The organism is Micromonospora globosa (assembly GCF_000717585.1).
Taxonomy (GTDB): Bacteria; Actinomycetota; Actinomycetes; order Mycobacteriales; family Micromonosporaceae; genus Micromonospora; species Micromonospora aurantiaca.
The window spans coordinates 85,307-108,401 of record NZ_JNZR01000018.1; the positions used below are offsets into that span (position 1 = coordinate 85,307).

Below are 23,095 nucleotides of genomic sequence, written 5' to 3' on the forward strand. Positions count from 1 at the left end.
GAGACGGAAAGTCAATGCCGTCGATCATTGACAGTTAGTTGGGCTTCCAAAGAAACTGGCGGGACCGCCCGTGGACGCCGCGAGGAGACGCCCATGCCGTACCGCCCGCCGCTGGTCCCGTACGAGACGTTCGTGGCCGACCCGCCCGACCTGCCGGTCCGCGCCCCCGGCGAGGAGGGCGCCGACGACGTGCTGCGGGCCGAGGTCGCCGCGACCGACGCGCACGGGGTCACGCTCACCGCGACCTGCGCGTCCGGCCGCACGCTCGCCGCGCGCGTCGAGGCCGCCGGGGACGGGATCATCCGGGTACGCCTCGCCGACGACCTCTCGGTCCGCAGCCGGTCCGCACGGGCACTGACGCTGGTCCACCCGCAGCCGCACCCGGCCACGGTGACTGTCACCGACGGGCGCGTCCGGGTGGGTGCCGGTGGCGTGGTCGCCGAGGTGCGCCTGGACCCGTGGGGGTTGCGCTTCCTCACCCCCGACGGTCGGCTGCTGCTAGCCGCCGACGGCGGCACCCGGGACATCAGCGGTCGCCGCCGCACGCTGCCGCTCGGCCGCTCCACAGTCGACGGTGAGCCGGTGGCCTGGCACGAGAGCTTCGTCGCACCCGGCGACGAACGGTTCGTCGGCTTCGGCGAGAAGTTCACGCCGCTGGACAAGCGCGGCCAGCGACCGCTGATGTGGAACTTCGACGCGTTCGGCGGCGAGTCCGACCGCTCGCACAAGAACGTGCCGTTCTACCTGTCCGACCGCGGCTACGGCGTCCTCGTCGACAGCGGACTGCCGGTGCAGTTCGACGTGTGCGCGAGCACCCACAGCAGCGTGCAGATCCTCGTCCCGGACGACCTGCTCGACTACTACGTGCTGGCCGGGCCCACCCCGGAGCGGGTGCTCGACCGGCTCGACACGCTGACCGGGCGGCCGTACCTGCCGCCGAGATGGGCGTTCGGCGCCTGGATCTCGTCGGGCTTCTTCCCGGACAGCCAGCAGCGCGTGCTGGAACGGGCCCGGCGCATCCGCGAGCGGGACATCCCCTGCGACGTGCTGCACCTCGACTGCTACTGGCAGGTCGCCGGGCACTGGTCGGACCTGCGCTGGGACGCCGACGCCTTCCCCGACCCGGACGGCATGCTCAAGGACCTCACCGAGCAGGGCTTCCGGGTGTGCCTGTGGATGAACCCGTACCTGATGACCGGCAGCCCGCTCTACGCCGAGGCCGAGGCCGCCGGGTACTTCCTGCGCCGCCCCGACGGCGGCACGTACGTCGCCGACACCTGGCACGGCAGCTACCCGGAGTGCGCCATCGTGGACCTCACGAACCCCGCGGCGGTGCGCTGGTTCCAGGGCCTGCTGCGGCCGCTGCTGGCGCAGGGCGTCGCGGCGTTCAAGACCGACTTCGCCGAGGGCGTACCGGCCGACGCGGTGGCGCACAACGGCATGACCGGCGTGGAACTGCACAACGTGTACGCGCTGCTGTTCAACGACGCCGTCGCCGACGTCACCGAGGAGGTCGCAGGGCACCGCACGGTGTGGGCGCGTTCGTCGTACCTGGGCGGGCAGCGGCACAGCGCCCAGTGGAGCGGCGACGTCAACGCCACCTGGCCCGGCATGGCCAGCACGCTGCGTGGCGGCCTGTCCCACGGGCTGTCGGGCGTGCCGTTCTGGAGCCACGACACCGGCGGTTTCCACGGCACCCCCGAACCGGACCTGTACGTGCGCTGGACCCAGTTCGGCGCGCTCTCCCCGCTGGTACGGCTGCACGGCACCACCAGCCGCCTGCCGTGGGAGTTCCCGCCCGAGGCGGAACGGCACGCGGTGGACGCGCTGCGGCTGCGCTACCGGCTGCTGCCGTACCTCTGGTCGGCGGCGGTGGCGAGCGCCCGCACCGGCGGCCCGATGCTGCGGGCGCTGCTCGTCGACACCCCGGACGACCCGGCCGCCTGGACCGCCGACCTCCAGTACCGCCTCGGCCCCGACCTGCTGGTGGCGCCGGTGCTCGACCCGTCGGGCGAGCGTGCCGTCTACCTGCCGGCGGGCGACGACTGGCTCGACGCGTACACGGGGCAGCGGCACCCCGGCGGCCGGCACCTGCGGGTGAGCGTGCCGCTCGATCGGCTGCCGCTGTACGTGCGGCACGGCGCGCTGATCCCCACGGTGGCGCCCGCGGCGACGGTCGGGACCGGCGCGTTCCGGGACGTCGCGCTGGTGGCCTGGGGCGGCGTGGACGGCGTGGACGGCGTGAGCGTGGTGCACGACCCCGACGGCGACACCACGATCACCGCCGTGCGCGACGGGGACACGCTGCGTGTACGCGTGGACGGGCCGCTGGACGTACGGCGGGTCAGCGTGGTCGGTGAGGATCCGCCGCGCCGGGTGGTGCTCGACGGCGAGCCGGTCCCGGTGACGCCGTTCGCGCCGTGGTTCGGCGGCGGAGACCGGCCGGCCGGAATCTCGCCCATTTAGTTTAAGCTGTAGCCGAACTCGGGCCGGGCGCAGGAGGCGGGCAGTACGTGATCAGCATCGACCGGCCGACGGCCGACCTCGGCGACGTGCGGGTGACCAACCGGGCCGCCGTGCTCCGGCACGTCCGCCGGCATGCCCCCTGCTCCCGGGCCGACGTGGCCGCGCACACCGGGCTGAACAAGGCCACCGTCTCCAGCCTGGTCGCCGAGCTGATCGAGCACGGCCTGCTGCGGGAGACCGGGCTGACCGAGAACCGGGTGGGCCGCCCGGCCACCATGCTCGTGCTCGACGGCTCCCGCTACGTCGGGCTCGGCCTGCGCGTCGGCGCGGACGAACTGGTGGCGGTCGCCGCCGGACCGGGCGGCGACCCGGTGCTCACCTGGCGACGGGCGTTCCCCGCCGCCACCGCCGGTCCCGAGGAGACGGTGAAGGCGCTCGCCGCGCTGGTCCGGCGCGCCGTCACCCGGATCGGCGCCGACCGCACCGTGCTCGGCCTGACCGTTGCCGTACCAGGGCTGGTGGATCCCGACGGCGACGTGCCGGCCGCCCCGGCGCTGGGCTGGCGCGGCGTGCCGCTTGCGGCGTCGGTGCGCCGCGCGCTACGCGACCCGGGTTTCCCCGTCGCCGTCGACACCGAGGCCAACCTCGCCGTGCTGGCCGAGCGGCGGCACGGCCCGTACGCCGCCACCACCGATCTGGTGCACCTCACCGGCGGCCCGGCGATCGGCGCGGGCCTGATCAGCGGCGGCCGGCTGCTGCGCGGCGGCCGGGGCTTCGCCGGGGACGTCGGGCACCTGCCGCTGGCCGCTGACGGCCCGGCCTGCGACTGCGGGCGGCGCGGCTGCCTCACCGCGCTGCTCGGCGTGGACGCGGTGATCCGCCGGCTGCTACCAGACGCCGGGCCGGTCACCGACCACCTGCCGGAGATCGAACGGATCCAGGCCCTGGCCCGCGCCGGGGACGAGCCGGTACGGACCGGGCTCACCGAGATGGGCCGGCTGCTCGGGCAGGCCGTGTCGGTGCTGTCCGGGCTACTCGACCCGGAGGCGGTGGTGGTCGGCGGTCACCTGGCGGCGCTCGCGCCGTGGCTGCTGCCGGCCGCCCACGCCGAACTCGCCGCCCGCACACCGGTCCCACCCGGCGTGCGGCTGGAGGCCAGCACGCTCGGGTCCGCAGCCGGCGCGCTGGGCGGGGCCACCGCCGCAATGGCCACAGTGGAGGCGGGACGCCTGCCCGCCGGATGACCCCTTGACCGCACCCGCCGGAAGGTGTCAACCTCGGTAGCGCCGCGTTCCGGGACCGGGCAACCCCGAAGCGGCGTGTTTTTCGGCGGTTGTCGAAGCGCTTCACCACCGCTCCGGGCCGACACCGCCGACCCCCACCACCACCCCTTTTCGCGTACGCGCCGCCGCATCACCGGCTCGTTAGTCGAAGCGCTTCGACGAACGAGCGGCAGCACGTACGCCGACCGGAGGCGCCCACCATGACCGACCCCGTCCCCCACCGTCTCGACGACCTGCTGGCCCGGCTCACGCTGCCGGAGAAGCTCGGCCTGCTGCACCAGTGGCAGGCGCCGGTGCCCCGGCTCGGCCTGCGCGCGTTCCGCACCGGCACCGAGGCGCTGCACGGCGTCGCGTGGCTCGGCACCGCCACCGTCTTCCCGCAGGCGATCGGCCTGGCCGCGACCTGGAACCCGGACCTGATCCGGGCGGTCGGGGCCGCCGTCGGCGACGAGGTGCGGGTCAAGCACCGGGCCGACCCGGACCGCGTCGGTCTCAACGTGTGGGCGCCGGTGGTCAACCCGCTGCGCGACCCCCGGTGGGGGCGCAACGAGGAGGGCTGGTCCGAGGACCCGTGGCTGACCGGCCGGCTCGCCACCGCGTACGCGCTGGGGCTGCGCGGCGACCACCCGATCCGGCTGCGGACCGCGCCGACGCTCAAGCACTTCCTCGGCTACAACAACGAGACCGACCGGGCCACCACCTCCAGCGACCTGCCGCCCCGGGTGCTGCACGAGTACGAGCTGCCCGCCTTCCGCGCTCCCCTGGCCGCAGGCGCGGCAGTGGCGGTGATGGCGTCGTACAACCTGGTCGACGGCGTGCCGGCGCACCTGAGCCCGCTCATCGAGGGTGAGCTGCGCGGCTACGCCGACGACGAGATCATGGTGGTCGGTGACGCCGGGGCGGTCGGCAACATCGCCGGCGTGCAGGAGTACCTGCCCGACCACGTGGCAGGCTTCGCCGCCGCGCTGCGTGCCGGCATCGACAGCTTCACCGAGGACGACGAGGACACCGCCCCCACAGTGGAGCGCCTCACCGAGGCGCTGGCGCGCGGGCTGATCGACGTCTCCCACGTGGACCGTGCGGTACGGCGGATCCTGTCCGTGCGGTCGCGGCTGGGCGACCTGGCCCCGGACCCCCACGACGACGTGCCGCCGGACACGCTCGACAGCCTCGCCCACCGGGAACTCGCCCGCGAGGCCGCCCGCCAGTCGGTGGTGCTGCTGCGCAACGACGGCCTGCTGCCGCTGCGCCCCGGCACCCGGGTCGCGGTGCTCGGCCCGCTCGCCGACACCGTGCTCACCGACTGGTACAGCGGCACCCCGCCGTACACGATCAGCCCGTACGCCGGGCTGCTCGGACGGCTGCCCGAGGTGACCACCCACCCCGGCACCGACCGGATCACCCTGCACGTCGGCGACCGCGCGGTACGCCACGACGACGGCCCGCTGGCGCTCGGCGACACAGCGGCCGAGTTCGACGTGGTCGACTGGGGGCAGGACGTGGTGGCGCTGCGCGCCGTGGACACCGGCCGGTACGTCGGCGCCGACGACACCGGCGCCCTCGTCGCCGACCGCGACGGACCGGGCGGCTGGGTGGTACGCGAGACGTTCCGCCTGCACCACCGGCCCGACGGCACCGCGCTGCTGCACCACCTGGCCACCGGCCGGCACGTCGGCGTCGCACCGGACGGACGGCTGAGCGTCGCCACCGGCGACCCGGCCGTGTTCACCGTGACGCTGCTCGTCGACGGGGCCGCCGCTGCCGCCGCGCTCGCCGCCGAAGCCGACGTGGCGGTGGTGGTGCTCGGCAACCACCCGATGGTCAACGGCCGGGAGACCGAGGACCGGGCCGACCTGGAGCTGCCCACCGGCCAGGCCGAGTTGCTGCGGGCCGTGCACGCCGCGAACCCGCGTACCGTGCTGGCGCTGACGAGCAGCTACCCGTACGCGGTGGGCTGGGCACAGGAGCACGTGCCGGCGGTGCTGTGGAGCGCCCACGGTGGACAGGAGCACGGCAACGGGCTGGCCGATGTGCTGCTCGGCGCCGCCGACCCGGGCGGGCGGCTCACCCAGACCTGGTACGCCGACGCCGCCGAACTGCCCGACCTGCTCGACTACGACGTCATCGGCGCCGACGCCACGTACCTGTACCACCGGGGTGAGCCGCTGTACCCGTTCGGGCACGGGCTCAGCTACGCCACGTTCGACTACGCTGACCTCCGGTTGAGCACCACCACGGCGCGCGCCGGCGAGGAGGTGGAGGTGAGCGTCGAGGTCACCAACACGGGCCGCCGCCCGGGCACCGAGGTCGTGCAGCTCTACACCCGGCAGCGGCGCTCCCGGGTCAAGCAGCCGCTGCGGCAGTTGCGCGACTTCGCCCGCGTCACGCTCGACCCGGGCTGCGCCGCCCGGGTGACGCTGCGGCTGCGTACCGCCGATCTGGCCTGGTGGGACGAGACCCGCGCCGCGATGGTGGTGGAGGACGCCGTCCACTCCGTGCTGGTCGGCCGGTCCGCGCGGGACATCCGGCTCGCCGGCGCGCTGACAGTGACCGGCGGCGACGCCACCGCCGAGCCGGCGGGCTCCCGCATCGGGGCGGTCCGGTGAGCGGCCGGACCCCGGGTGAGCAGGTCACCATCGCCGACGTGGCCCGGCACGCCGGAGTGGCCGCCAGCACCGTGTCGTACGTGCTCAGCGGCAAGCGCACCATCTCGGCCACCACCCGGGGACGGGTGCTCGCCAGCGTCCGCGCGCTCGGCTACCACCCGCACGCCGGGGCCCGCGCGCTGGCCAGCCGCAAGGCCAACGTGATCGCGCTGGTGCTGCCGCTGCGTACCGGCATGCAGGTGCCAGTGGTGATGCGGTTCGCCACCGCCGTGGTCACCACCGCCCGCCGCTACGACCACGACGTGCTGCTGGTCACCGCCGACGAGGGACCGGCCGGGCTGCACCGCATCGCCGGCAGCGCGCTCGTCGACGGCGTGCTGCTGATGGACGTGGAGCTGGAGGACTCCCGGGTGCCGCTGCTGCGCGAGCTGGCGCTACCCGGCGTCCTGATCGGGCACCCTGCCGACAGCACCGGACTGGCCTGCGTGGACCTCGACTTCCGGCGCGCCGGTGAGCTGTGCGTGGAACACCTGGCCGCCGCCGGGCACCGGCGGATCGCGCTGCTCGGCGCCCCCGCCGCGGTCTACGACCGGGGCACCGGGTTCGCCCACCGCACCCGCGCCGGGGTACGCGCCGCGGCCGAGCGGCTCGGCGTCGACGCGGTGACCCGGCCCTGCGAGGAAGGACCGTCCGCGGTACGCCGGGACCTGGAGGCGCTGCTCGCCGACCACCCGGACGTCACCGGGCTGGTCGTGCAGAACGAGTCGGCGGTCGGGCCGGTGCTCGCCACGCTGCCGCTGCTGGGACGCCGGGTGCCCCGCGACGTGTCGGTGGTCGCGATCTGCCCGGACGAGCTGGCCGAGCAGTCAGGGCTCACCTGCGTGCCGGTGCCCGCCGAGGAGGTCGGACGGCAGGCGGTGGCGTTGCTGATGCGGCGCCTGAACGGCGAGCCGGTGCCGGAGGTGACGCTGCTGGAACCGCACCTCACCGTGCGGGACACCAGCGCCGGCCGGTGACGGCGCACCGCATCCACGACACCGCACCGGCCGACGACTGGACGGACGCGTTCCTCACCGGCAACGGCGAGCTGGGACTCATGGTCCACGGGCGGCCGCACGCGGAACGGATCGTGGTGAACCACCACCGGCTCGTCCTGCCGAACGGCACCCGGGACGCCCGCGCGCCCGAGCTGGCCGGCCGGATGCCGCACATCCGCGCGCTGGTGCTCGCCGGACGTCGGGCCGAGGCCGCCCGGTTACTCACCGGCGGCCGGGAACTGGAGTGGACCCAGTCGTTCCACCCCGGGTACGCGCTCACAGTCGACGCCGCGCCCGGACCGGTACGCGACTACCGGCGCGACACCGACTTCACCACCGGGGAGGTGACCGTCGAGTGGTCGGGCGGGCGGCGGCGCTGCTTCGCCTCCCGCGCCGACGGTGTCGCGGTGCTGCACCTCGACCAGGGCGACTGCGTGGTCGGGGCGACGGGTGAGCTGCCCGGCAAGCCGGCCGACGTGGTGTACGAGCACGCCGCGTACCGCCGCGGCGGGCTGGTGTTCCTGCGGGTCCGCGCCCGCTATCCGGACGCCGGCGGCGCGTACGGATTCGAAGGGCTGACGTTGCTGCGCGGCGACGTGACCGTCGACGGCGACCGGGTGCGGGTACGCGGACCGGCGCTGCTCACCACGCTCGTGGACCGGCCCGGCGCGCCGCCGTGGCGTACCCGGGCCTCGGAGGGGCGGCTCGCCGCGCTGACCGGGGACTACGACACGCTGCTGGCGCGGCACGTGCCGCGCCATCGCGGCCCGTACACCCGGGTCGGCCTGGACCTCGGCGTGCCCGCCGCCGACCGGGCGCTACCAGTCGGTGAGCTGCTGGCCCGGCAGGCCGCCGCACCGGACCGGCTGGACCCGGCGCTGCTGGAACGGCTGTTCCACGCCGGCCGGTACCTGCTGTTCAGCGCCAGCGGGGTGCTGCCGCCCCGGCTGACCGGGCTGTGGCTGGGCTCCTGGGACGCCGCGTGGGCCGGTGACTTCACCACCGACGCGAACCTGAACCTGCAACTGGCGGGCGCGAACGTGGGCGCGCTGCCGGAGGTGACAGCCGCGCACGCCCGGCTGGTCGCCGCGCAGGTGGACCACTGGCGCGCCAACGCCCACGCGGTGTACGGGGCGCGCGGGCTGCTGGCACCCAGCCGCACCGACGGCGAGCACGGGCACCTTTTCCACGTCCACCCCGACTGGCCGTTCACCGCGTGGCTGGCCGGCGCGGACTGGCTGCTGCACCCGCTGCACGAACACCACCTGGTCACCGGTGAGCCGCTGGGCGAGGTGGCCGGCTGGCTGGGCGAGGTGGCGGACTTCTTCGCCGACGTGCTGACCGTCGTGGACGGGCGGCCGGCGCTGGTGCCGTCGTACTCGCCGGAGACCGGCCCGTACGACGACACCGGCCGGGTCGCGCCGGTCGCGGTCAACGCCACGATGGACGTCGCCGCCGCCCGGCACGCGCTGCGGCTGGCCGCCGAGGTGACCGGCACGGACCGGTGGGCCGGGGTGCGGCCGCCCGGCTACCTGGTGGACGGGCGCGGCGCGCTGGCCGAGTGGGCGTGGCCGGGCAGCACCGGCGACGAGGACCACAGGCACGTCAGCCACCTGTATCCGGTGTGGCCGCTGCACGAGATCGACCCGGACGACACCCCGGAACTGGCCGCCGCCGCGCACCGGGCGCTGACGCTGCGCGCCGACGAGAACCGGTCCGCGCACGGCAGCCTGCACCGGGCGCTGGCGGCGGCCCGGCTGCGCGACGGCGACCTGGTCGCGGCGAACCTGCGCAAGATCCTCGGCGCGGACATGTTCTTCCGGTCGCTGATGAGCGCGCACAACCCGGGCCGGACCACGTACAACGCCGACGCCGCGCACGCGCTCCCGGCGGTGCTGATCGAGTCGCTGGTGCAGTCGCGCCCGGGAACGCTGCGGCTGCTCCCCGCGCCGCTACCGGGCCTGCCTTCGGGCAGGCTGCGCGGCATCACCTGCCGGGGCCGGGTCACGGTCGAGGAGCTGACATGGGCACCGGGCCGGGTCCGGGCGCGGCTGGTGTCGCCGGTGGCGCAGCGCGTAGTCGTGCACGCGCCCGGCGGCCACCGTGCGGTGGCGCTGGCCCCGGACCGGCCGTACGAGATGGTGTTCGGCTAGAGATTGTCGGGCTGGTGCAGCGCCGGGTGACTCTCGCCCGGCGCGGCGTACCAGGGCGGGGCGTCGTCGGTGAGCGCGGTGCCGATCCGCAGCCGCGCCCAGTCGTCCAGGTCGGGCAGCGCGTCCGGCGCGAACCAGGCCACCGCCAGCGACTCGTCGCCGTCGGCCGCCGGTGCCCCGCCGACCGCCCGGCAGCGGAACCAGATGTTCAGGTACTCGCAGGCGTCGCCGTTGGGGTAGACCACCGGGTGGGTGGCGACACCGGCGAGCCGGTCGATCGCCACCTTCACGCCCGTCTCCTCGTGGACCTCCCGCACCAGCGCGTCGGCGGGCTGCTCGCCCGGATCGACGGTGCCCGCCGGGACCGACCAGCGGCCGTTGTCGCCCCGGCGGGCCAGCAGCACCCGTCCCGCGTCGTCGGTGACCACGCCGCTGACGCCGTACAGCATGAGCAGGTCGTGGCCGACGTGACGGCGCAGCCGGGCGATGTAGGGCGAGACGGCCATGGCGAGCAGGCTACCGGCGGTCCTGCCGGTGCCGCCGGACCATGCCCTCGGCCAGCGCCGCGCCGTCCAGGTCACCGGCGGCCAGCCTTGTGGCGACGGTACGGCGCACCATCCGGTCGGCCAGCGCCGGAGCGTGCCGGGCCAGCGCCAGTTCGATCCGGCCGCGCCGGGTGGTGGCGACGTCCCGTGGCGCGCGCCGGGCGGTCGCGGCGCGCAGGATCGCCGCCACCACCCCCTCGACCGGCTCCGGGCGGGACACCCCGCTCAGCGACAGCCCGGCCGCCACGGTGCTGTCGTGGATCGGGGAGGCGACCATGCTCGGATAGACGACGCTGACGCCCACGTGGGTGCCGACTTCGTGGCGCAGCGCGTCGGCGTACGCGACGAGCGCCCGCTTGCTGACCCCGTACGCGGCGGCCAGCGGCAGCGGCAGCACCGCCATCCGGCTGGCCACGAAGATCACCCGGCCGCGGGCCGCCTCCAGGGCCGGCATCGCGGCGGCGGTGGTCCGCCAGGCGGCGAGCAGGTTCACCTCGATCTGGCGGCGTACCACCTCGTCGGGCGGCAGCTCGGCGGGCGCGGGCCCGCCGACACCGGCGTTGTTGACGAGCAGGTCCAGCCCGCCGAGCCGGTCGATCGCGGCGGCCACCGCCGGTGGCGTCGCGGCCGGGTCGGTCAGGTCGACGCCGAGCACCGGCGGTGTGACGTCGAGGTCGGCGTGCAGGTCCAGCCCGACCACGTGAGCGCCGGCGGCGGTGAGCGCCGCGCCCAGGTGCTGCCCGAACGTGCCCCGGGCGCCGGTGACGAGCACCCGCCGTCCGGCCAGCCCGCTGCCACGGCCCGGCGCGTTCACTCCGGTCCGCTCACGGCCTGCCGCGCTCATCGGGCCGCTCCGGCGCGGCGCCGGCCGGCGGCCAGTTCGCGGCCCAGTTCGGCCAGGTAGACGTCGAAGTCGACGCGCATGTGCGGGCGGCGCTGCCCCCACCGGGCGGTGGCGGCGCGCAGCTCGTCGCGGCAGGCGGCGGCCTGCCGGGCCGGATCCGGTGGCGTCCAGGTGCCGGCCAGGCGCGCGGCCACCAGCCGGGCCTGCGCCTCGACCAGGGGGAACGCCGCGCCGGTGGACTGCATGAGCCCGACGAACGCCAGCCCGGGGGCGTCCAGGTGGAACACGTGCCGGTACAGCGGCAGCCGGTCGGCCCCGTCGCCGAGCAGCGCCGGGTCGAGGAACGGCACCTCCACCCGGTAGCCGGTGCACCAGACGATCAGGTCGATCTCGTCGTGGCGGCCGTCGGTGAACTCGACCCGGTCGCCGTCGAAGCGGGCGATGCCGGGCCGGGCCTGGATGTCGCCGTGGGTGAGCCGGGACAGCAGCGCGTCGGACAGCGTCGGGTGGTCCTGGAGGAAGCCGTGCGCCGGTGCGGGCAGCCCGTACCGGGTGGGCGGGCCGACCGCAGTGGTGATCATGGTCTGGCTGATCCGCTGCCGCAGCCGCCACGGCAGCCGGCGGGCCAGCGCGCCGTTGAGCGTGTCCGATGGGCGGCCGAGCAGGTACTTGGGTACCACCCACACGCCGCGGCGCAGCGACAGCAGCGTGCGTTCGGCGGCGTACGACGCGTCGACGGCGATGTCCATGGCCGAGTTGCCGCCGCCGACCACGAGGACCCGTCGCCCGGCGAGCTGTTCCGGGCCGCGGTAGTCATGGCTGTGCATCTGCTCGGCGGTGCACTCGCCCGGGTACGGCTCGGGTCGCTTCGGCACCCGGTTGTGCCCGTTGGCGACCACCACCGCCTCGACGTCGACCTCGACCGGGCCGTCCGGGCCGGTGGCCCGCACCCGCCAGCCGTCGCCGGTGCGGGTGACCCGCTCGACGGTGTGCCGCAGCCGTACCGCCTCGCGCAGCCCGAACCGGTCGGCGTAGTCGCCGAGGTAGCCGGCGACGCGGGCGTGGTCGGGGTAGTCGGGCCAGTCGGCGGGCATCGGATGGTCGGCGAACTCGGTGCGCCCCTTGCTGGTGTTCAGGTGCAGCGTCCGGTACGCGGGCGAGCCGGGGGCGCCGTACACCCAGAGGCCGCCGAGCGTGTCCGCCGCCTCGAACGCCACCGCCGGGACACCGGCGTCGGCGAGCGCCTTGAGCGTGGCCAGCCCGGCGGCTCCGGCGCCGACGACAGCGACCCTGGGTGTGGCCATACCCGCCTCCTTAATCCAACGACTGATGGATAATCCCTGGAGCGCGGGCCGGCGTCAAGGGCGGGTGTCTCCCGGGCCGCCGGCGTAAAGGGCGTCGAGGAACCGGTGCACGAACGCCCGGAACTCCCGGCGCTCCCGCGCCCCCGAGCCGGCCCCGGCGGCGAGCGCCACCACGTGCCCGTGCACCGCCCAGACCAGGGAACGCACAGTCACGTGCGGGGTCGGCTCGGTCAGCGCGCCGGCCCCGGACGCCGCCACCAGCAGCTCCTCGACCAGCCCGTACAGCGGGGCGGCGTAGCGGCGGTCCAGCTCGCCGTGCCGTTGCGGCTCCAGCCAGCGGCGCAGCCACAGCGCTGTCGTCTCCGGCCGGTCCTCCAGGAAGTCGACGAACACGTCCACCAGGTCGTGCAGCGCCCGCAGCGCGTCCTGCGGGCCCGCTGCCAGGGCCGCCCGGGCGCGTTCCCCTGCTGCCTCGATCACCTCCCGCTCGGCGCTGAACACCCGGGCGAAGCAGGCGTCGTAGAGCTGCGCCTTGGTGCCGGTGTGGTGCACGACGGTGGCCGCGTCCACCCCCGCCGCGGCGGCGACGTCGCGGACGCTCACCGCGTCGAAGCCCCGCTCGGCGAACAAGGCGGTGGCGGCGGCGAGCACCAGGTCACGGGTCGGCCGCTGGTCGTCGCGGCGGGGCCGGCCCGGACGGCGGCGAGGCATGGTCATCCGGCCATTGTTACCCCTACAATCCAGCAACCGTTGGATTGGGGGCGGCGCGCCCCGAGGACAGGAGACCGCCATGACCGGGCTGGATCAGCGCTCCGACGCGGTCACCCTGCCGCGCGGCCCGCTCGTCGGGTTCGCCACCGGCTCACTCGGCATGGGCGTCTGGGTCACCGTGCCCGGGCTGCTGCTTCTCTACTTTTTGACCGACGTGCTGGCGGTCGCGCCGTGGCTCGCCGGGCTCACGCTGCTGCTGCCGAAGATCGCCGACGTGCTGCTGCACCCGTGGATCGGGCACCGCTGCGACGTGGAGCAGGCCCGCCGGGGCCACCGCCGCCGGTTGCTGCTGGCCGGATGCGCGCTGCCGCTGGCGTTCGCCGCCCTGTTCGCGGTGCCCGGCGGCCTCACCGGCGCCGCCGCGGCCGGCTGGGTGGCGGTCTTCTTCGTCGCCGGCAACCTGCTGTTCGCCGCGTACCAGGTGCCCTACCTGGCGACCCCGGCGGACCTGCGGATCGGCTACCACGAGCGGACCCGGCTGATGGCGTTCCGGATGGTGGTGCTGACGCTCGGCATCCTGGTCTCCGGACTGCTCGCGCCGCTGCTGGCCGGCGGCGACGACGCCACACGCGACGGCTACCTGCGGATGGGCGTGGTGCTGGCGGCCGGGATGCTCGCCGCGATGCTGGTCGGCGTCGCCGGGATCGGCCGGCTGCGCCGCACCGCCGCCGACACGGCCCCGCCGCACGGTCCGGGCGGGTGGCGGGCGCTGGCGGCGAGCCTGCGGGACCGGCAGTTCCGCTGGCTGGTCGGCGCGTACCTGGCCATGTCCACCACCACCCACCTGGTGCTCGCCGGGGTGCCCTACTACGCCGAGTACGAACTGGGCCGCCCCGGACTCACCACCGTGCTGGTGGCCGCGTTCGTCGCACCCGCGCTGCTGGTCACCCCGGGCTGGCTGGCGGTGGCGCGGCGGATCGGCAAGCAACGTGCCCTGCTCGCCGGGCAGGCCGCGTTCGCCGCCGGGTCGCTGGTGCTGGCGATCGGCCGCCCCGCCGGACTGCCGGTCCTGGTGGCCGCCGTGGCGGTGCTCGGGGTGGCGTTCGCCGGCATGCAACTGCTGCCGTTCTCGATGCTGCCCGACGTGATCCGCGCGGCAGGCGGCACCGAGCGGGCCGGCACGTACACCGGGGTGTGGACCGCCACCGAGGCCACCGGCGCCGCGCTCGGCCCCTACGCGTACGCGCTGTGCCTGGCCGCCGGCGGGTTCGTGGCCTCGACCGCCGGGCAGACCGTGACCCAGTCCCCGGCCGCGCTGGACGCGCTGCGCTACGGCTTCGGGCTGCTGCCCGCCGCCGTGATGGTGGTCGCCGTGCTGCTGCAACGCCGCTACACCCTCGACGGCGCGGCCCGGGCGGACGCCGCCGGATAGACTTCGCCCCCGATGGACGCCGAGCCCGCCACCGACACCCGACCCTGCGCCCACTGCGGACGCGACGTGCCGCAGCGCGTCGGCGCGGGCCGCCCGTTCCGCTACTGCCGGGACAACGACGGCGCCTGCCAGCGGGCCGCCCGCAACTCGCGGATGCGTCACCGCAACTCCCCCGGCCTGCCCGGGCAGGTGGCGCGCACCTGGGAGGCGGTGGACCGGCTCGACCAGATCGTGGAGACGCTCACCGAGGCGCTGCACGCCGAACTGTCACCGGCCGGTGTGGAGCGGCAGCTCGCCGAGCTGCGCGCGGAGACGTCGGCGCAGGTCGCCGCCGCGCACGCCGAACGCGACGAGGCCCGCCGCGAGGCCGAGGACGCGACCGCCGCGGCGGCCCGCGACCGGCAGCAGGCCCGCGCCGCGTACGCCGACCGCGACACCGCCGCCGACCGCGCCGAACGGGCGGAGGCCACCGCGTCCGCCGCCGCCGAGCGGGTCGCCGCGGCCGAGGACGCCCGCGACGCCGCGCGCGCCGAGGCGGGCGCCGCGCAGGCGCTGCGGGTGCAGGCCGAACGTGACCGCGACGCGGCCCGGCACGAACTGCGCACCGTACGCACCGAACGTGACGCCGAACGCCGCCGCGCGGCCGAGTTGACCGCCGAGCGGGACGCCGCCCGGGCCGACGCCGAGCGGGTCACCCGATCCGCCACCGAGGCCCTGGACCGGGCCGAACAGTCCCGCGCCGAGGCCGACCGGGCGCGCGCCGACGCGCAGGCCGCCCAGGGGCGGGCCGCCGAGGCGGAGCGCACGGCCCGGACCGCCGCCGAACGTGCCGACGCCGAGGCCGCCGCCGCGCGGCAGGCCCTCGCCGAGCGGGACCGCGCCGACGCGGCACGCGCCGACGCGGAGGCGGCGCTGGAACGAGCCCGTGCCGAGGCTGCCGCTTCCGTCGAGCGCGCCCGTGCCGACATGGCCGCCGCGGTGGAGCAGGCTACGGCCCGTACCGCCGAGCGGGACGCGGTCGCCGCGGAGCTGGCCGACGCGCGGCGGGCCGCGAGCGCCGCCGAGGCCCGGGCGGCCGACCTGGCCGCGCGGACGGCGGTGATCGAGGCCGACCGGGACGCCGCGCAGCGCCGGGCCGGGCAGCTCGCCGACCAGGTGAGCGATCTGGCGACGGCGCTGGCGCGGCTCGGCACGCGTACCGGCTGAGGCGGCCACGGGCTGGGAACGGGGCAGCGCCGCACCCGGTCGGGCGGCGAGGATCGGGGCATGGGAAAGACGTACGAGCGCATCGACGGGCGGCTGCGGGACTTCATCGAGGCGCAGCCGATGTTCTTCGTGGCCACCGCCCCGCTGTCAGGTGACGGCACCGTCAACCTCTCCCCGAAAGGGCTGCGCGGCTGCTTCGCGGTGCTCGACGAGCACACCGTGGCGTACCTGGACTTCGCCGGCAGCAACGCCGAGACCATCGCCCACCTGCGGGAGAACGGCCGGATCACGCTGATGTGGTGCGCGTTCGCCGGCCCGCCGAACATCGTGCGGGTGCACGGGCGCGGTGAGCCGGTGTTCCGCGACGACCCGCGCTGGCCCGGCCTGCTGGCCCACTTCCCCGACATCGACCCGGGTCCGCACGGGCTGCGGGCGATCATCGTGGTCCGCGCCGAGCTGGTCCGCGACACCTGCGGCTACGCGGTGCCGTTCATGACCTACGACGCCGACCGTGACCTGCACGAACGGCGGTTCGCCCGGGAGGATGACGCGTCGCTGAGCGCGTACTTCGCCGGCAAGGACCACGTCGCCACCAGCATCGACGGTCTGCCCGGCCTGCCGTTGCCGCTGCCGCCGACCCCGGCGGGGTGAGCGCTGTCAGTGGATGCCGGCCATCAGGTGCCGGATCTGGCGGGTGAACATCACCGCGGCCAGGCCCAGCACCACCGAGGCCAGCCCGAAGGTCAGGAAGTAGACCGGCTGGGACCAGGTGCCGGCCAGCCGGGCCACCTGACCGCCGATGGCGTCGCCGACGGCGGTGGCGAGGAACCACAGGCCCAGCATCTGGCTCGCGTACTTGACCGGGGCGAGTTTCGTGGTGGCGGACAGGCCGACCGGGCTCAGGGACAGCTCACCGGCGACCTGGATCGCGTACACCGCGACGAGCCACAGCGGTGAGACCAGGTCGCCGCCGACGGCGGCCTGCGCGGCGGCGGCCATCAGCACGAACGACAGGCCGTTGAGCACCAGGCCGACGGCGAACTTCGTGGGCGTGGACACCCGGTGGCCGAGTTTGAGCCACAGCGCGGCGGCCAGCGGCGCGCCGATGATGATGAGGATCGGGTTCACCGACTGCAACCAGGACGCCGGGAACGTGAACCCGCCCACCGACCGGTCGGTCTGGTCGGCGGCGAAGATGTTCAGCACCGACCCGGCCTGGTCGTAGATGAGCCAGAACGAGGCGGCGAACAGGAACAGCCACACGTACGCCTTCATCCGGCTGCGTTCGGTGCCGCTGATCTCCCGGTCGGTGAGGATCCGCGCGAAGTAGCCGACTGTCACCAGCACCGTCACCACTGTGAGCAGGTTGACCACCGTGTCGACGGTGAACCAGCCGGCCACCAGCAGCACCAGCAGGACGGCGAGCACCACGACGCTCGCCACGCCGACGCGGGTCAGCGCGCGCCGCCGGTCGGCGCCGAGCAGCGGGTCCGCCGGGCGGGCACCGGCTTCGCCGAGGTTGCGGCGGCCCAGCACGTACTGGAGCACGCCGAAGGTCATGCCGACCGCGGCGGCGCCGAACCCCAGATGCCAGTTGATCTTCTCGCCGAGGAAGCCGGTGATCAGCGGCGCGATGAACGCACCCAGGTTGATGCCCATGTAGAAGATGGAGAACCCGGCGTCGCGGCGCGGCGAGTCCCGCTCGTACAGGTCACCGACCATGGTGGAGATGTTCGGTTTGAGCAGGCCGGTGCCGAGCACGATCAGCGCCATGCCGGCGAACACGCTCCACCCGGTGGGGATCGCCATCACGTAGTGACCGGCGGCGATCACCACGCCGCCCCACAGCACGCTGCGCCGCGCGCCGATCAGCCGGTCGGCGACCCAGCCGCCGGGCAGCGCCATCAGGTAGACCATGGCGTTGTAGGTGCCGTACACGGCGTTGGCGCTGGACTCGCCGAGGTTCAGTCCGCCGTCGGCGACCGCGGCGGTCAGGTACAGCACGAGGATCGCCCGCATGCCGTAGAAGCTGAACCGCTCCCACATCTCGGTGAGGAAGAGCGTGGACAGCGCGCGGGGGTGACCGAAGAAGGTCTTCCCGGCTGGTGGTCGGGCCCCGACCGGCGCGTCACTGCTCATCGTCACCTCCGGCACGCAAACAGGTGGGTAACATCCCCGTTGACAGGCGAAACACTCCACCGATTCGGCCCGGCCGGGGACGACCCCGCCGGGCAGCTGTCATGGCCGGTTACCCTTGACACTCCCGACCCGCGTACGGCCCTGCCGCCGCGGGCCGGGGAATGGGCGAGCGGTGACCGGTCGTTACACCTGAAGACCAGCACCACGAACGAGGGGAAGTCGATCATGGGCGAGCGCATGCTGCGCGGTAGCCGGCTGGGAGCGGTCAGCTACGAGTCCGACCGCAACACGGAGCTCGCGCCGCGTCAGACCCGCGAGTACCTCTGCGCCAAGGGCCACCAGTTCGAGGTGCCGTTCGCCGTCGACGCCGAGGTCCCGACGACCTGGGAGTGCAAGTTCGACGGCAGCGTGGCCCGTCTGGTCGACGGCACCGAGCCGGAGCAGAAGAAGGCCAAGCCGCCGCGTACCCACTGGGACATGCTGCTGGAGCGGCGCTCGATCGCCGAGCTGGAGGACATCCTCGCCGAGCGGCTCCAGGAGGTCCGCACCCGCCGCGGTCGTGCCTGAGCATCTCCCGCAATGACCGAAAACGCCCCCGGGGATCACCCGGGGGCGTTTTTCGGTGCCAGGGCAGGCACGGCCCCGCCACTTCGGGGAGGTGGCGGTATCAAGCGTGCCTTGATGGCGCCATCTCCCCGAACTTGTGCCGATCATGGGAGGGCGGGTTGGTTGTGGGCGGCTGATCCGCCGCGCGTGGGCCGATCCCGGTGCCGGGCCGGTGAACGGGCCGCCAGCCCGGGGAGGTGGCGGGGTCGGGCGCGGTCTGATGCCACCACCTCGGCGAAGTGGAGTCGATCAAGCTGACGGCGCAGCGGGGGGCGCGTCAGCGGTCGACGATCTCGCCCTCGATGGCCTTGCCCGGGTCGGTGACCGGCTGCGGCGACGGCGCGGGACCAGGCGACGGGGCAGGCGCGGGCTCCGGGGTCGGCTGCGGCGCACCCCGGTACACGCGCACCCGGCGCGGCCCGAACAGGTCACCGGCGACCATCGACGACACCCGGCGCTCGGTGGCCCGGCGCACCCCGCCACCGGCCAGCCGGCGCAGCGGCGGCACCAGCAACAGCAGGCCCACCACGCCACTGACCAGGCCCGGCAGCGCCAGCAGCAGCGCGCCCAGCAGACCGACAAGCCCATCGGTCACCTCCGGGCCCGGCGGCCGGCCGGCCTGCGCCGCCGCGCGGAAGCCGCGCCACGCCCGCATGCCCTCGCGGCGCAGCAGCACCAGACCCAGCAGGGACGCCCCGAACACCAGCAGCACCGCCACGCCGAACCCGACGGCCCGGCCGACCAGCACGAAAACGGTCAGCTCCAGCAGCGCGAGCAGCAGCAGGGCCGGTGGTACGTACTTCAGTCCTCGGCGCATCTCACCTCATCAGCCCGGGGTCATCACGCCCCTCAAGCATGACACGCCCTCGCTCAAGGCCAGCGCGCGAGCGCGTCCGGGCGTGACGGCGCGGTCGCCAGGCGGTCCCGCACCCCCCAGCGGGTGACCCGCCACAGCGCCTCCGCCACGATCAGCGGGCTCATCTTGCTGTCGCCGTGTTCCCGCTCGGCGAACGTGATCGGCACCTCCACGATCCGCACCCCGGCGCGGTGCGCCAGCCGCGACAGCTCCACCTGGAACGCGTACCCCTGGGACCGCACCGAACCCAGGTCGATCGCGTCCAGCGCGCTGGCCCGGTACACCCGGTAGCCGCCGGTGGCGTCGCTGACCGGCATGCCCAGCGCCAGCCGCGCGTACAGGTTGCCCACCCGGGACAGCAGCAGCCGCCGCCATGGCCAGTTCAGCACCCGCGCGCCGCGGGTCCACCGGGAACCGATCACCACGTCGGCGTCGCGGGCGGCGTGCAGCAGCGCCGGCAGGTCCTCCGGGGCGTGCGAGCCGTCGGCGTCCATCTCCACCACCGCGTCGTAGCCGCGCGTGCGCGCCCAGGCGAACCCGGCCAGGTAGGCCGCGCCGAGTCCTTCCTTGCCGGCCCGGTGCAGCACGTGCACCCCCGGGTCGCCGTCGGCGATCGTGTCGGCGATCGCGCCGGTGCCGTCGGGGCTGTTGTCGTCGGCGACGAGGACGTCCACCGCCGGCGCCGCCTCGCGTACCCGGGCGACGATGCGCCCGACGTTGTCGGCCTCGTTGTAGGTGGGGATGACCACCAGGACCCGCCCCACCCCGGGATGGCCGACCGTCCGCCTGTCGGCTGCCACGCCCACCGTCGCACCGCCTCTCGTCGGCTCAGCCGGGAGCGACCTCCCGGCGGCGGCGCAGCACGGCCGCACCGGCCAGGGCCGCGACCGCCAGCGCCGTCAGCGCCACCTCCGGCCACACCCCGGCAGTGGTCGCCGGGGTACGCCCGTTACCGAGTTCCATCTGCCGCACCACCACCGCGGCGGTGTTGAACCCGGTCGCACCGTCTACCCGCCCGTCCGGGGAAACGAACCCGGACACACCGACCGTGGAGGCCATCAACGCGGCCCGGCCGTGCTCCACGGCCCGCAGCCGCACCATGGCCAGCTGCTGGCGGGCCTCGGCCACGTCGAACGTGGCGTTGTTCGTCTGCACCACCAGCAGCTGCGCGCCGCCGGTGACGGTGTCCCGGACGATGCCGTCGTAGGCGACCTCGAAGCAGATCACGTCGCCGAGGACCGCCGGGCCGGTGTTCAGCACGCCGGGACGGTCACCGGCTACGAAATCGGACCGGACCCGGTCGACCTGGGAGCTGACCTTGCGGGCGATGGAGCGCAGCGGCACGTACTCGGCGAACGGCACCGGATGCCGTTTCGTGTACACCTGGTCCAGATCCGGGCCGGTGCCCGGCCGCCACAGCAGCCCCGCGTTGCGCACCTCACCCCGGCCGGGCCCGACCAGCACCGCACCGACCAGGATCGGCGCGCCGATCGCGTCGGCCGCCTGGGAGATCCGCTCCCCCGCGCCCGGGTTGCGCAGCGGGTCGATGTCGCTGGAGTTCTCCGGCCACACCACCACGTCCGGACGGTCCTGCCCGCCCTCGGCGACCCGACGCGCCAGCTCCAGCGTCGCGTCGACGTGGTTGTTCAGCACCGCCTGCCGCTGCGCGTTGAAGTCCAGCCCGAGACGCGGCACGTTGCCCTGCACGATCGCGACGGTGACGGTGTCGCCCGCGCCGCGTACCCCGGTCGGCACGGCCGTACCGGCGGCGAGCAGCGCCACCAGCGCGGCGGTGAGCCCGGCGACGGGCCGCCACTGCCCGGGCGCACGCCGCCAGTCCCGCCACGCGGCGGTGACCAGCAGCCCACCGGCGACCGCGACGGCGAACGTGACCAGCGGGGCGCCGCCGAGCGCCGCGAGCTTCAGCAGGGGCGAGGTGTCCTGGCTGAACGCCAGCCGCCCCCACGGGAACCCGCCGAACGGGGTGCGGTCACGCAGCGCCTCCTGCCCCACCCACAGCACACCGGTGAGCAGCGGCCACGCCGCCCGGTGCCGGTCGGCGAGCGGCGACACCCAGGCGGTGGCGGCGCCCAGCAGCGCCAGATAGGCGGCCTGCAGCAGCGACAGCAGCGCCCACGGCAGGTAGCCGGTGTGCAGGTTCGTCCACTCCAGCAGCGGCGCGAACAACGCCACCCCGGTCAGGAAGCCCAGCCCGGCGCCGGCGCGCAGCCGCCGCCGGTGCACCGCGGCGGCCAGCAACGCCACACCGACCGGCGCGAGCGGCCACCACCCGTACGGCGGGAACGCCAGCAGCAGCGCCACCCCGGCCAGCACGGCGGCCGGCACGGCGAGCGTCAGCGGCAGGGGACGCGCGCCGCCGTCACCGTGTGCCCCGTCGGTGGCACGCGGCTGTTCCCGGTCCAGCGTCGTCACCGGCTTCTCCCCACGATCACGGGCCGAAGGCTACCCGCCCATACCGGTCGTCGGCCCGCGCCCCTGCGCCGCCGATCGGACAACAGCGCCCCGGCGGGCGGAGCCCGCTGCCATGCTCGGCAGCATGAGCGCTGAGCGGGGACGAGGTCGCATCCTGCCGACCGCGCCCGGCTTCCGCGTCACCCGGGTCGAGTTGTTCTACGACCTCGTCTTCGTGTTCGCGTTCCTGAACGTCACCAACGTGCTCTCCGAAACCCTGAGCGGCAGGTCGTTGCTGGCCGGGCTGGTGTTGCTGTTGCTGCTGTGGTGGTGCTGGGTCTCCTTCGCCGCCCTGGGCAACGTCGTCCGTACCGACCAGGGGGTGATGCCGCTCGTCGGCGCGGTGACGGTGGCGGCCCTGTTCGTCCTGACCCTGGCCATGCCGGCGGCGTTCGCCGACGGGCCGGCGCAGCGGCAGTCCGGGCCACCCGCCGCGGTCCTGTTCGCCTGCTGCTATCTCGTCATCCGGGCGGCCCAGGTGCTGGTGTTCCTCAGCCGCAGCAGCCACCGCGGACGGACCGCCGTGCGCCTCGGTCTGCCGCCGCTGATCAGCGTGGCGTTGATTCTCGCCACCGCGGCCCTGCCCGAGTCGCCCCGGCAGACCTGGGCGACGTGGCTGCCGCTGGCGTTGTGGCTGGCCGCGCTCTGCATCGAGTACACCTCGGGGGGCCTCGCCCCCAGCGCCGGGCTGACAGTCGTGTCCGCCGCCCACTGGGCGGAGCGGTACGCCCTGATCCTGCTCATCGCGCTCGGCGAGTCGATCATTTCGCTCGGGCTGGGGCCGAAGCTGAGCGCCGGCCTGCCGGCCACGTGGCCGGTGATCGTGGCGTCGGTGCTCGGCGTCACCATCATCGCGGCGCTGTGGTGGCTGTACTTCGACAGCCTGGCGCCCGCGCTGGAGCAGCGGCTGCACCGCACCCGCGACGTCCGCGCACGGGCGGCGCTCGCCCGCGACGCCTACGCCTACCTGCACCTGCCGCTGATCACCAGGATCATCCTGTTCGCCCTCGGCCTCAAGCGTTACCTCGCCGTCATCTCCCACCCGCGCGGTGATCCCTGGCGGGAACACGCCGCCGCTCTGGACAACCGGGTGCTGTTCGCCGGGTTGGTCATCTACGTGTCGGGGCTGCTGGCGCTAGGGGTGCGCGCGACGCACCGGATCTCGGCGGTACCCACCGCCGTGGTGGTCGCGATGGCTGTGGGACTGCCGTGGGCAGGCCGGCTGCCTGCGGTGGCCGCGCTGGCGATCCTGGCGGTGGCCAGCGTCTCGGTGGTCCTGCTGGGCCTGCGTTCGAGTGACCCGTGGCGCAGCCGGGTGCGCCGGACCGCGTTGGACGAGCAGGTCGCCGCCGAGCAGGAGCAGTCCGAATGGCGGCGGCACCACCTGTGACCGGCGGGTGGGGAGTGTGGGCGTCACCGGCGACAGGCGACAATC

Annotated in this window: 18 protein-coding genes; 10 read left to right on the top strand and 8 right to left on the bottom strand. The window is 74.9% G+C overall.

The features are described from left to right. Positions 1 to 93 precede the first annotated feature (93 nt). The 5 genes from IF06_RS0117755 (at position 94) to IF06_RS0117775 (ending at position 9,545) form a co-directional block, all read left to right on the top strand. Positions 94 to 2,466, top strand: coding sequence for a TIM-barrel domain-containing protein (locus tag IF06_RS0117755; protein ID WP_030272290.1), 2,373 nt, complete (start codon positions 94 to 96; stop codon positions 2,464 to 2,466). A gap of 47 nt (positions 2,467 to 2,513) precedes the next feature. After that, a complete protein-coding gene (locus IF06_RS0117760) occupies positions 2,514 to 3,710 on the top strand; it encodes an ROK family transcriptional regulator (RefSeq protein WP_030272292.1) in 1,197 nt (398 codons plus the stop codon). Between the two features lie 239 nt (positions 3,711 to 3,949). Then, positions 3,950 to 6,355, top strand: coding sequence for a beta-glucosidase family protein (locus tag IF06_RS0117765; RefSeq protein ID WP_030272294.1), 2,406 nt, complete (start codon positions 3,950 to 3,952; stop codon positions 6,353 to 6,355). Continuing rightward, positions 6,352 to 7,371 (top strand): LacI family DNA-binding transcriptional regulator, encoded by a 1,020-nt coding sequence (locus tag IF06_RS0117770; RefSeq protein WP_030272296.1) that lies wholly within the window; start codon positions 6,352 to 6,354, stop codon positions 7,369 to 7,371. Before IF06_RS0117765 ends, IF06_RS0117770 begins: the two co-directional genes overlap by 4 nt. Continuing rightward, complete coding sequence (locus tag IF06_RS0117775) at positions 7,368 to 9,545, top strand: glycosyl hydrolase family 95 catalytic domain-containing protein (RefSeq protein WP_030272298.1); 2,178 nt, start codon at positions 7,368 to 7,370, stop codon at positions 9,543 to 9,545. Before IF06_RS0117770 ends, IF06_RS0117775 begins: the two co-directional genes overlap by 4 nt. Here the strand turns inward: IF06_RS0117775 and IF06_RS0117780 are convergent. The 4 genes from IF06_RS0117780 to IF06_RS0117795 are packed head-to-tail and all read right to left on the bottom strand — an operon-like array spanning position 9,542 to position 12,955. Further along, on the bottom strand, positions 9,542 to 10,051 hold the full coding sequence (locus tag IF06_RS0117780; RefSeq protein ID WP_030272300.1) for an NUDIX hydrolase: 510 nt from the start codon (positions 10,049 to 10,051) through the stop codon (positions 9,542 to 9,544). The genes IF06_RS0117775 and IF06_RS0117780 overlap by 4 nt on opposite strands. A 10-nt stretch (positions 10,052 to 10,061) precedes the next feature. Further along, positions 10,062 to 10,934 carry an SDR family NAD(P)-dependent oxidoreductase gene (locus IF06_RS0117785; RefSeq protein ID WP_036311039.1) on the bottom strand — a complete coding sequence of 291 codons (873 nt, stop codon included), beginning with the start codon at positions 10,932 to 10,934 and terminating at the stop codon, positions 10,062 to 10,064. After that, positions 10,931 to 12,238: a flavin-containing monooxygenase gene (locus IF06_RS0117790; protein WP_030272304.1), complete on the bottom strand. Its 1,308-nt coding sequence runs from the start codon at positions 12,236 to 12,238 to the stop codon at positions 10,931 to 10,933. Before IF06_RS0117790 ends, IF06_RS0117785 begins: the two co-directional genes overlap by 4 nt. 54 nt (positions 12,239 to 12,292) lie before the next feature. Then, entirely contained in the window at positions 12,293 to 12,955 is a 663-nt protein-coding gene (locus IF06_RS0117795; protein ID WP_232236705.1) for a TetR/AcrR family transcriptional regulator, read from the bottom strand. Positions 12,956 to 13,028: 73 nt separating this feature from the next. Between IF06_RS0117795 and IF06_RS0117800 the strand changes: the two genes are divergently transcribed. Genes IF06_RS0117800 through IF06_RS0117810 form a run of 3 tightly spaced genes read left to right on the top strand, consistent with a single transcriptional unit; the run spans position 13,029 to position 16,238 of the window. Then, positions 13,029 to 14,381: an MFS transporter gene (locus tag IF06_RS0117800; protein WP_013476824.1), complete on the top strand. Its 1,353-nt coding sequence runs from the start codon at positions 13,029 to 13,031 to the stop codon at positions 14,379 to 14,381. A 12-nt stretch (positions 14,382 to 14,393) separates the two neighbouring features. Next, positions 14,394 to 15,587, top strand: a complete 1,194-nt coding sequence (locus tag IF06_RS0117805) for a hypothetical protein (protein ID WP_030272307.1) — start codon at positions 14,394 to 14,396, stop codon at positions 15,585 to 15,587. 60 nt (positions 15,588 to 15,647) lie between these two features. Continuing rightward, a complete protein-coding gene (locus IF06_RS0117810; protein WP_030272309.1) occupies positions 15,648 to 16,238 on the top strand; it encodes a pyridoxamine 5'-phosphate oxidase family protein in 591 nt (196 codons plus the stop codon). A gap of 6 nt (positions 16,239 to 16,244) precedes the next feature. Here the strand turns inward: IF06_RS0117810 and IF06_RS0117815 are convergent, their stop codons facing one another. Further along, positions 16,245 to 17,726 (bottom strand): peptide MFS transporter, encoded by a 1,482-nt coding sequence (locus tag IF06_RS0117815; RefSeq protein WP_013286289.1) that lies wholly within the window; start codon positions 17,724 to 17,726, stop codon positions 16,245 to 16,247. 225 nt (positions 17,727 to 17,951) lie between these two features. On the opposite strand from IF06_RS0117815, the gene IF06_RS0117820 reads away from it, so the two are divergent. Further along, positions 17,952 to 18,293, top strand: a complete 342-nt coding sequence (locus IF06_RS0117820; RefSeq protein ID WP_007070998.1) for an RNA polymerase-binding protein RbpA — start codon at positions 17,952 to 17,954, stop codon at positions 18,291 to 18,293. A 316-nt stretch (positions 18,294 to 18,609) separates the two neighbouring features. Here the strand turns inward: IF06_RS0117820 and IF06_RS0117825 are convergent, their stop codons facing one another. From IF06_RS0117825 to lnt, 3 genes are read right to left on the bottom strand one after another with little or no spacing between them, the layout of a single operon-like run. Continuing rightward, positions 18,610 to 19,149: an FxsA family protein gene (locus IF06_RS0117825; protein ID WP_013286288.1), complete on the bottom strand. Its 540-nt coding sequence runs from the start codon at positions 19,147 to 19,149 to the stop codon at positions 18,610 to 18,612. Positions 19,150 to 19,202: 53 nt separating this feature from the next. Next, positions 19,203 to 19,994: a polyprenol monophosphomannose synthase gene (locus IF06_RS0117830; protein ID WP_013286287.1), complete on the bottom strand. Its 792-nt coding sequence runs from the start codon at positions 19,992 to 19,994 to the stop codon at positions 19,203 to 19,205. 22 nt (positions 19,995 to 20,016) lie between these two features. Continuing rightward, positions 20,017 to 21,612 (bottom strand): apolipoprotein N-acyltransferase, encoded by a 1,596-nt coding sequence (gene lnt / locus IF06_RS0117835; protein ID WP_420063442.1) that lies wholly within the window; start codon positions 21,610 to 21,612, stop codon positions 20,017 to 20,019. 133 nt (positions 21,613 to 21,745) lie between these two features. Here lnt and IF06_RS0117840 point away from each other — a divergent pair, with 133 nt between their 5' ends. Then, positions 21,746 to 23,050 (top strand): low temperature requirement protein A, encoded by a 1,305-nt coding sequence (locus IF06_RS0117840; RefSeq protein ID WP_030272313.1) that lies wholly within the window; start codon positions 21,746 to 21,748, stop codon positions 23,048 to 23,050. Positions 23,051 to 23,095: the final 45 nt, after the last annotated feature.

Bases quoted from the DNA above. Each gene is read 5' to 3' on its own strand.
- IF06_RS0117790 (WP_030272304.1), bottom strand. From the start codon at position 12,238: ATGGCCACACCCAGGGTCGCTGTCGTCGGCGCCGGAGCCGCCGGGCTG.
- IF06_RS0117815 (WP_013286289.1), bottom strand. From the start codon at position 17,726: ATGAGCAGTGACGCGCCGGTCGGGGCCCGACCACCAGCCGGGAAGACC.
- IF06_RS0117810 (WP_030272309.1), top strand. From the start codon at position 15,648: ATGGGAAAGACGTACGAGCGCATCGACGGGCGGCTGCGGGACTTCATC.
- IF06_RS0117785 (WP_036311039.1), bottom strand. From the start codon at position 10,934: ATGAGCGCGGCAGGCCGTGAGCGGACCGGAGTGAACGCGCCGGGCCGT.
- IF06_RS0117840 (WP_030272313.1), top strand. From the start codon at position 21,746: ATGAGCGCTGAGCGGGGACGAGGTCGCATCCTGCCGACCGCGCCCGGC.
- IF06_RS0117800 (WP_013476824.1), top strand. From the start codon at position 13,029: ATGACCGGGCTGGATCAGCGCTCCGACGCGGTCACCCTGCCGCGCGGC.
- IF06_RS0117795 (WP_232236705.1), bottom strand. From the start codon at position 12,955: ATGACCATGCCTCGCCGCCGTCCGGGCCGGCCCCGCCGCGACGACCAG.
- IF06_RS0117820 (WP_007070998.1), top strand. From the start codon at position 17,952: ATGGGCGAGCGCATGCTGCGCGGTAGCCGGCTGGGAGCGGTCAGCTAC.
- IF06_RS0117780 (WP_030272300.1), bottom strand. From the start codon at position 10,051: ATGGCCGTCTCGCCCTACATCGCCCGGCTGCGCCGTCACGTCGGCCAC.
- IF06_RS0117805 (WP_030272307.1), top strand. From the start codon at position 14,394: ATGGACGCCGAGCCCGCCACCGACACCCGACCCTGCGCCCACTGCGGA.
- IF06_RS0117825 (WP_013286288.1), bottom strand. From the start codon at position 19,149: ATGCGCCGAGGACTGAAGTACGTACCACCGGCCCTGCTGCTGCTCGCG.
- IF06_RS0117755 (WP_030272290.1), top strand. From the start codon at position 94: ATGCCGTACCGCCCGCCGCTGGTCCCGTACGAGACGTTCGTGGCCGAC.
- IF06_RS0117765 (WP_030272294.1), top strand. From the start codon at position 3,950: ATGACCGACCCCGTCCCCCACCGTCTCGACGACCTGCTGGCCCGGCTC.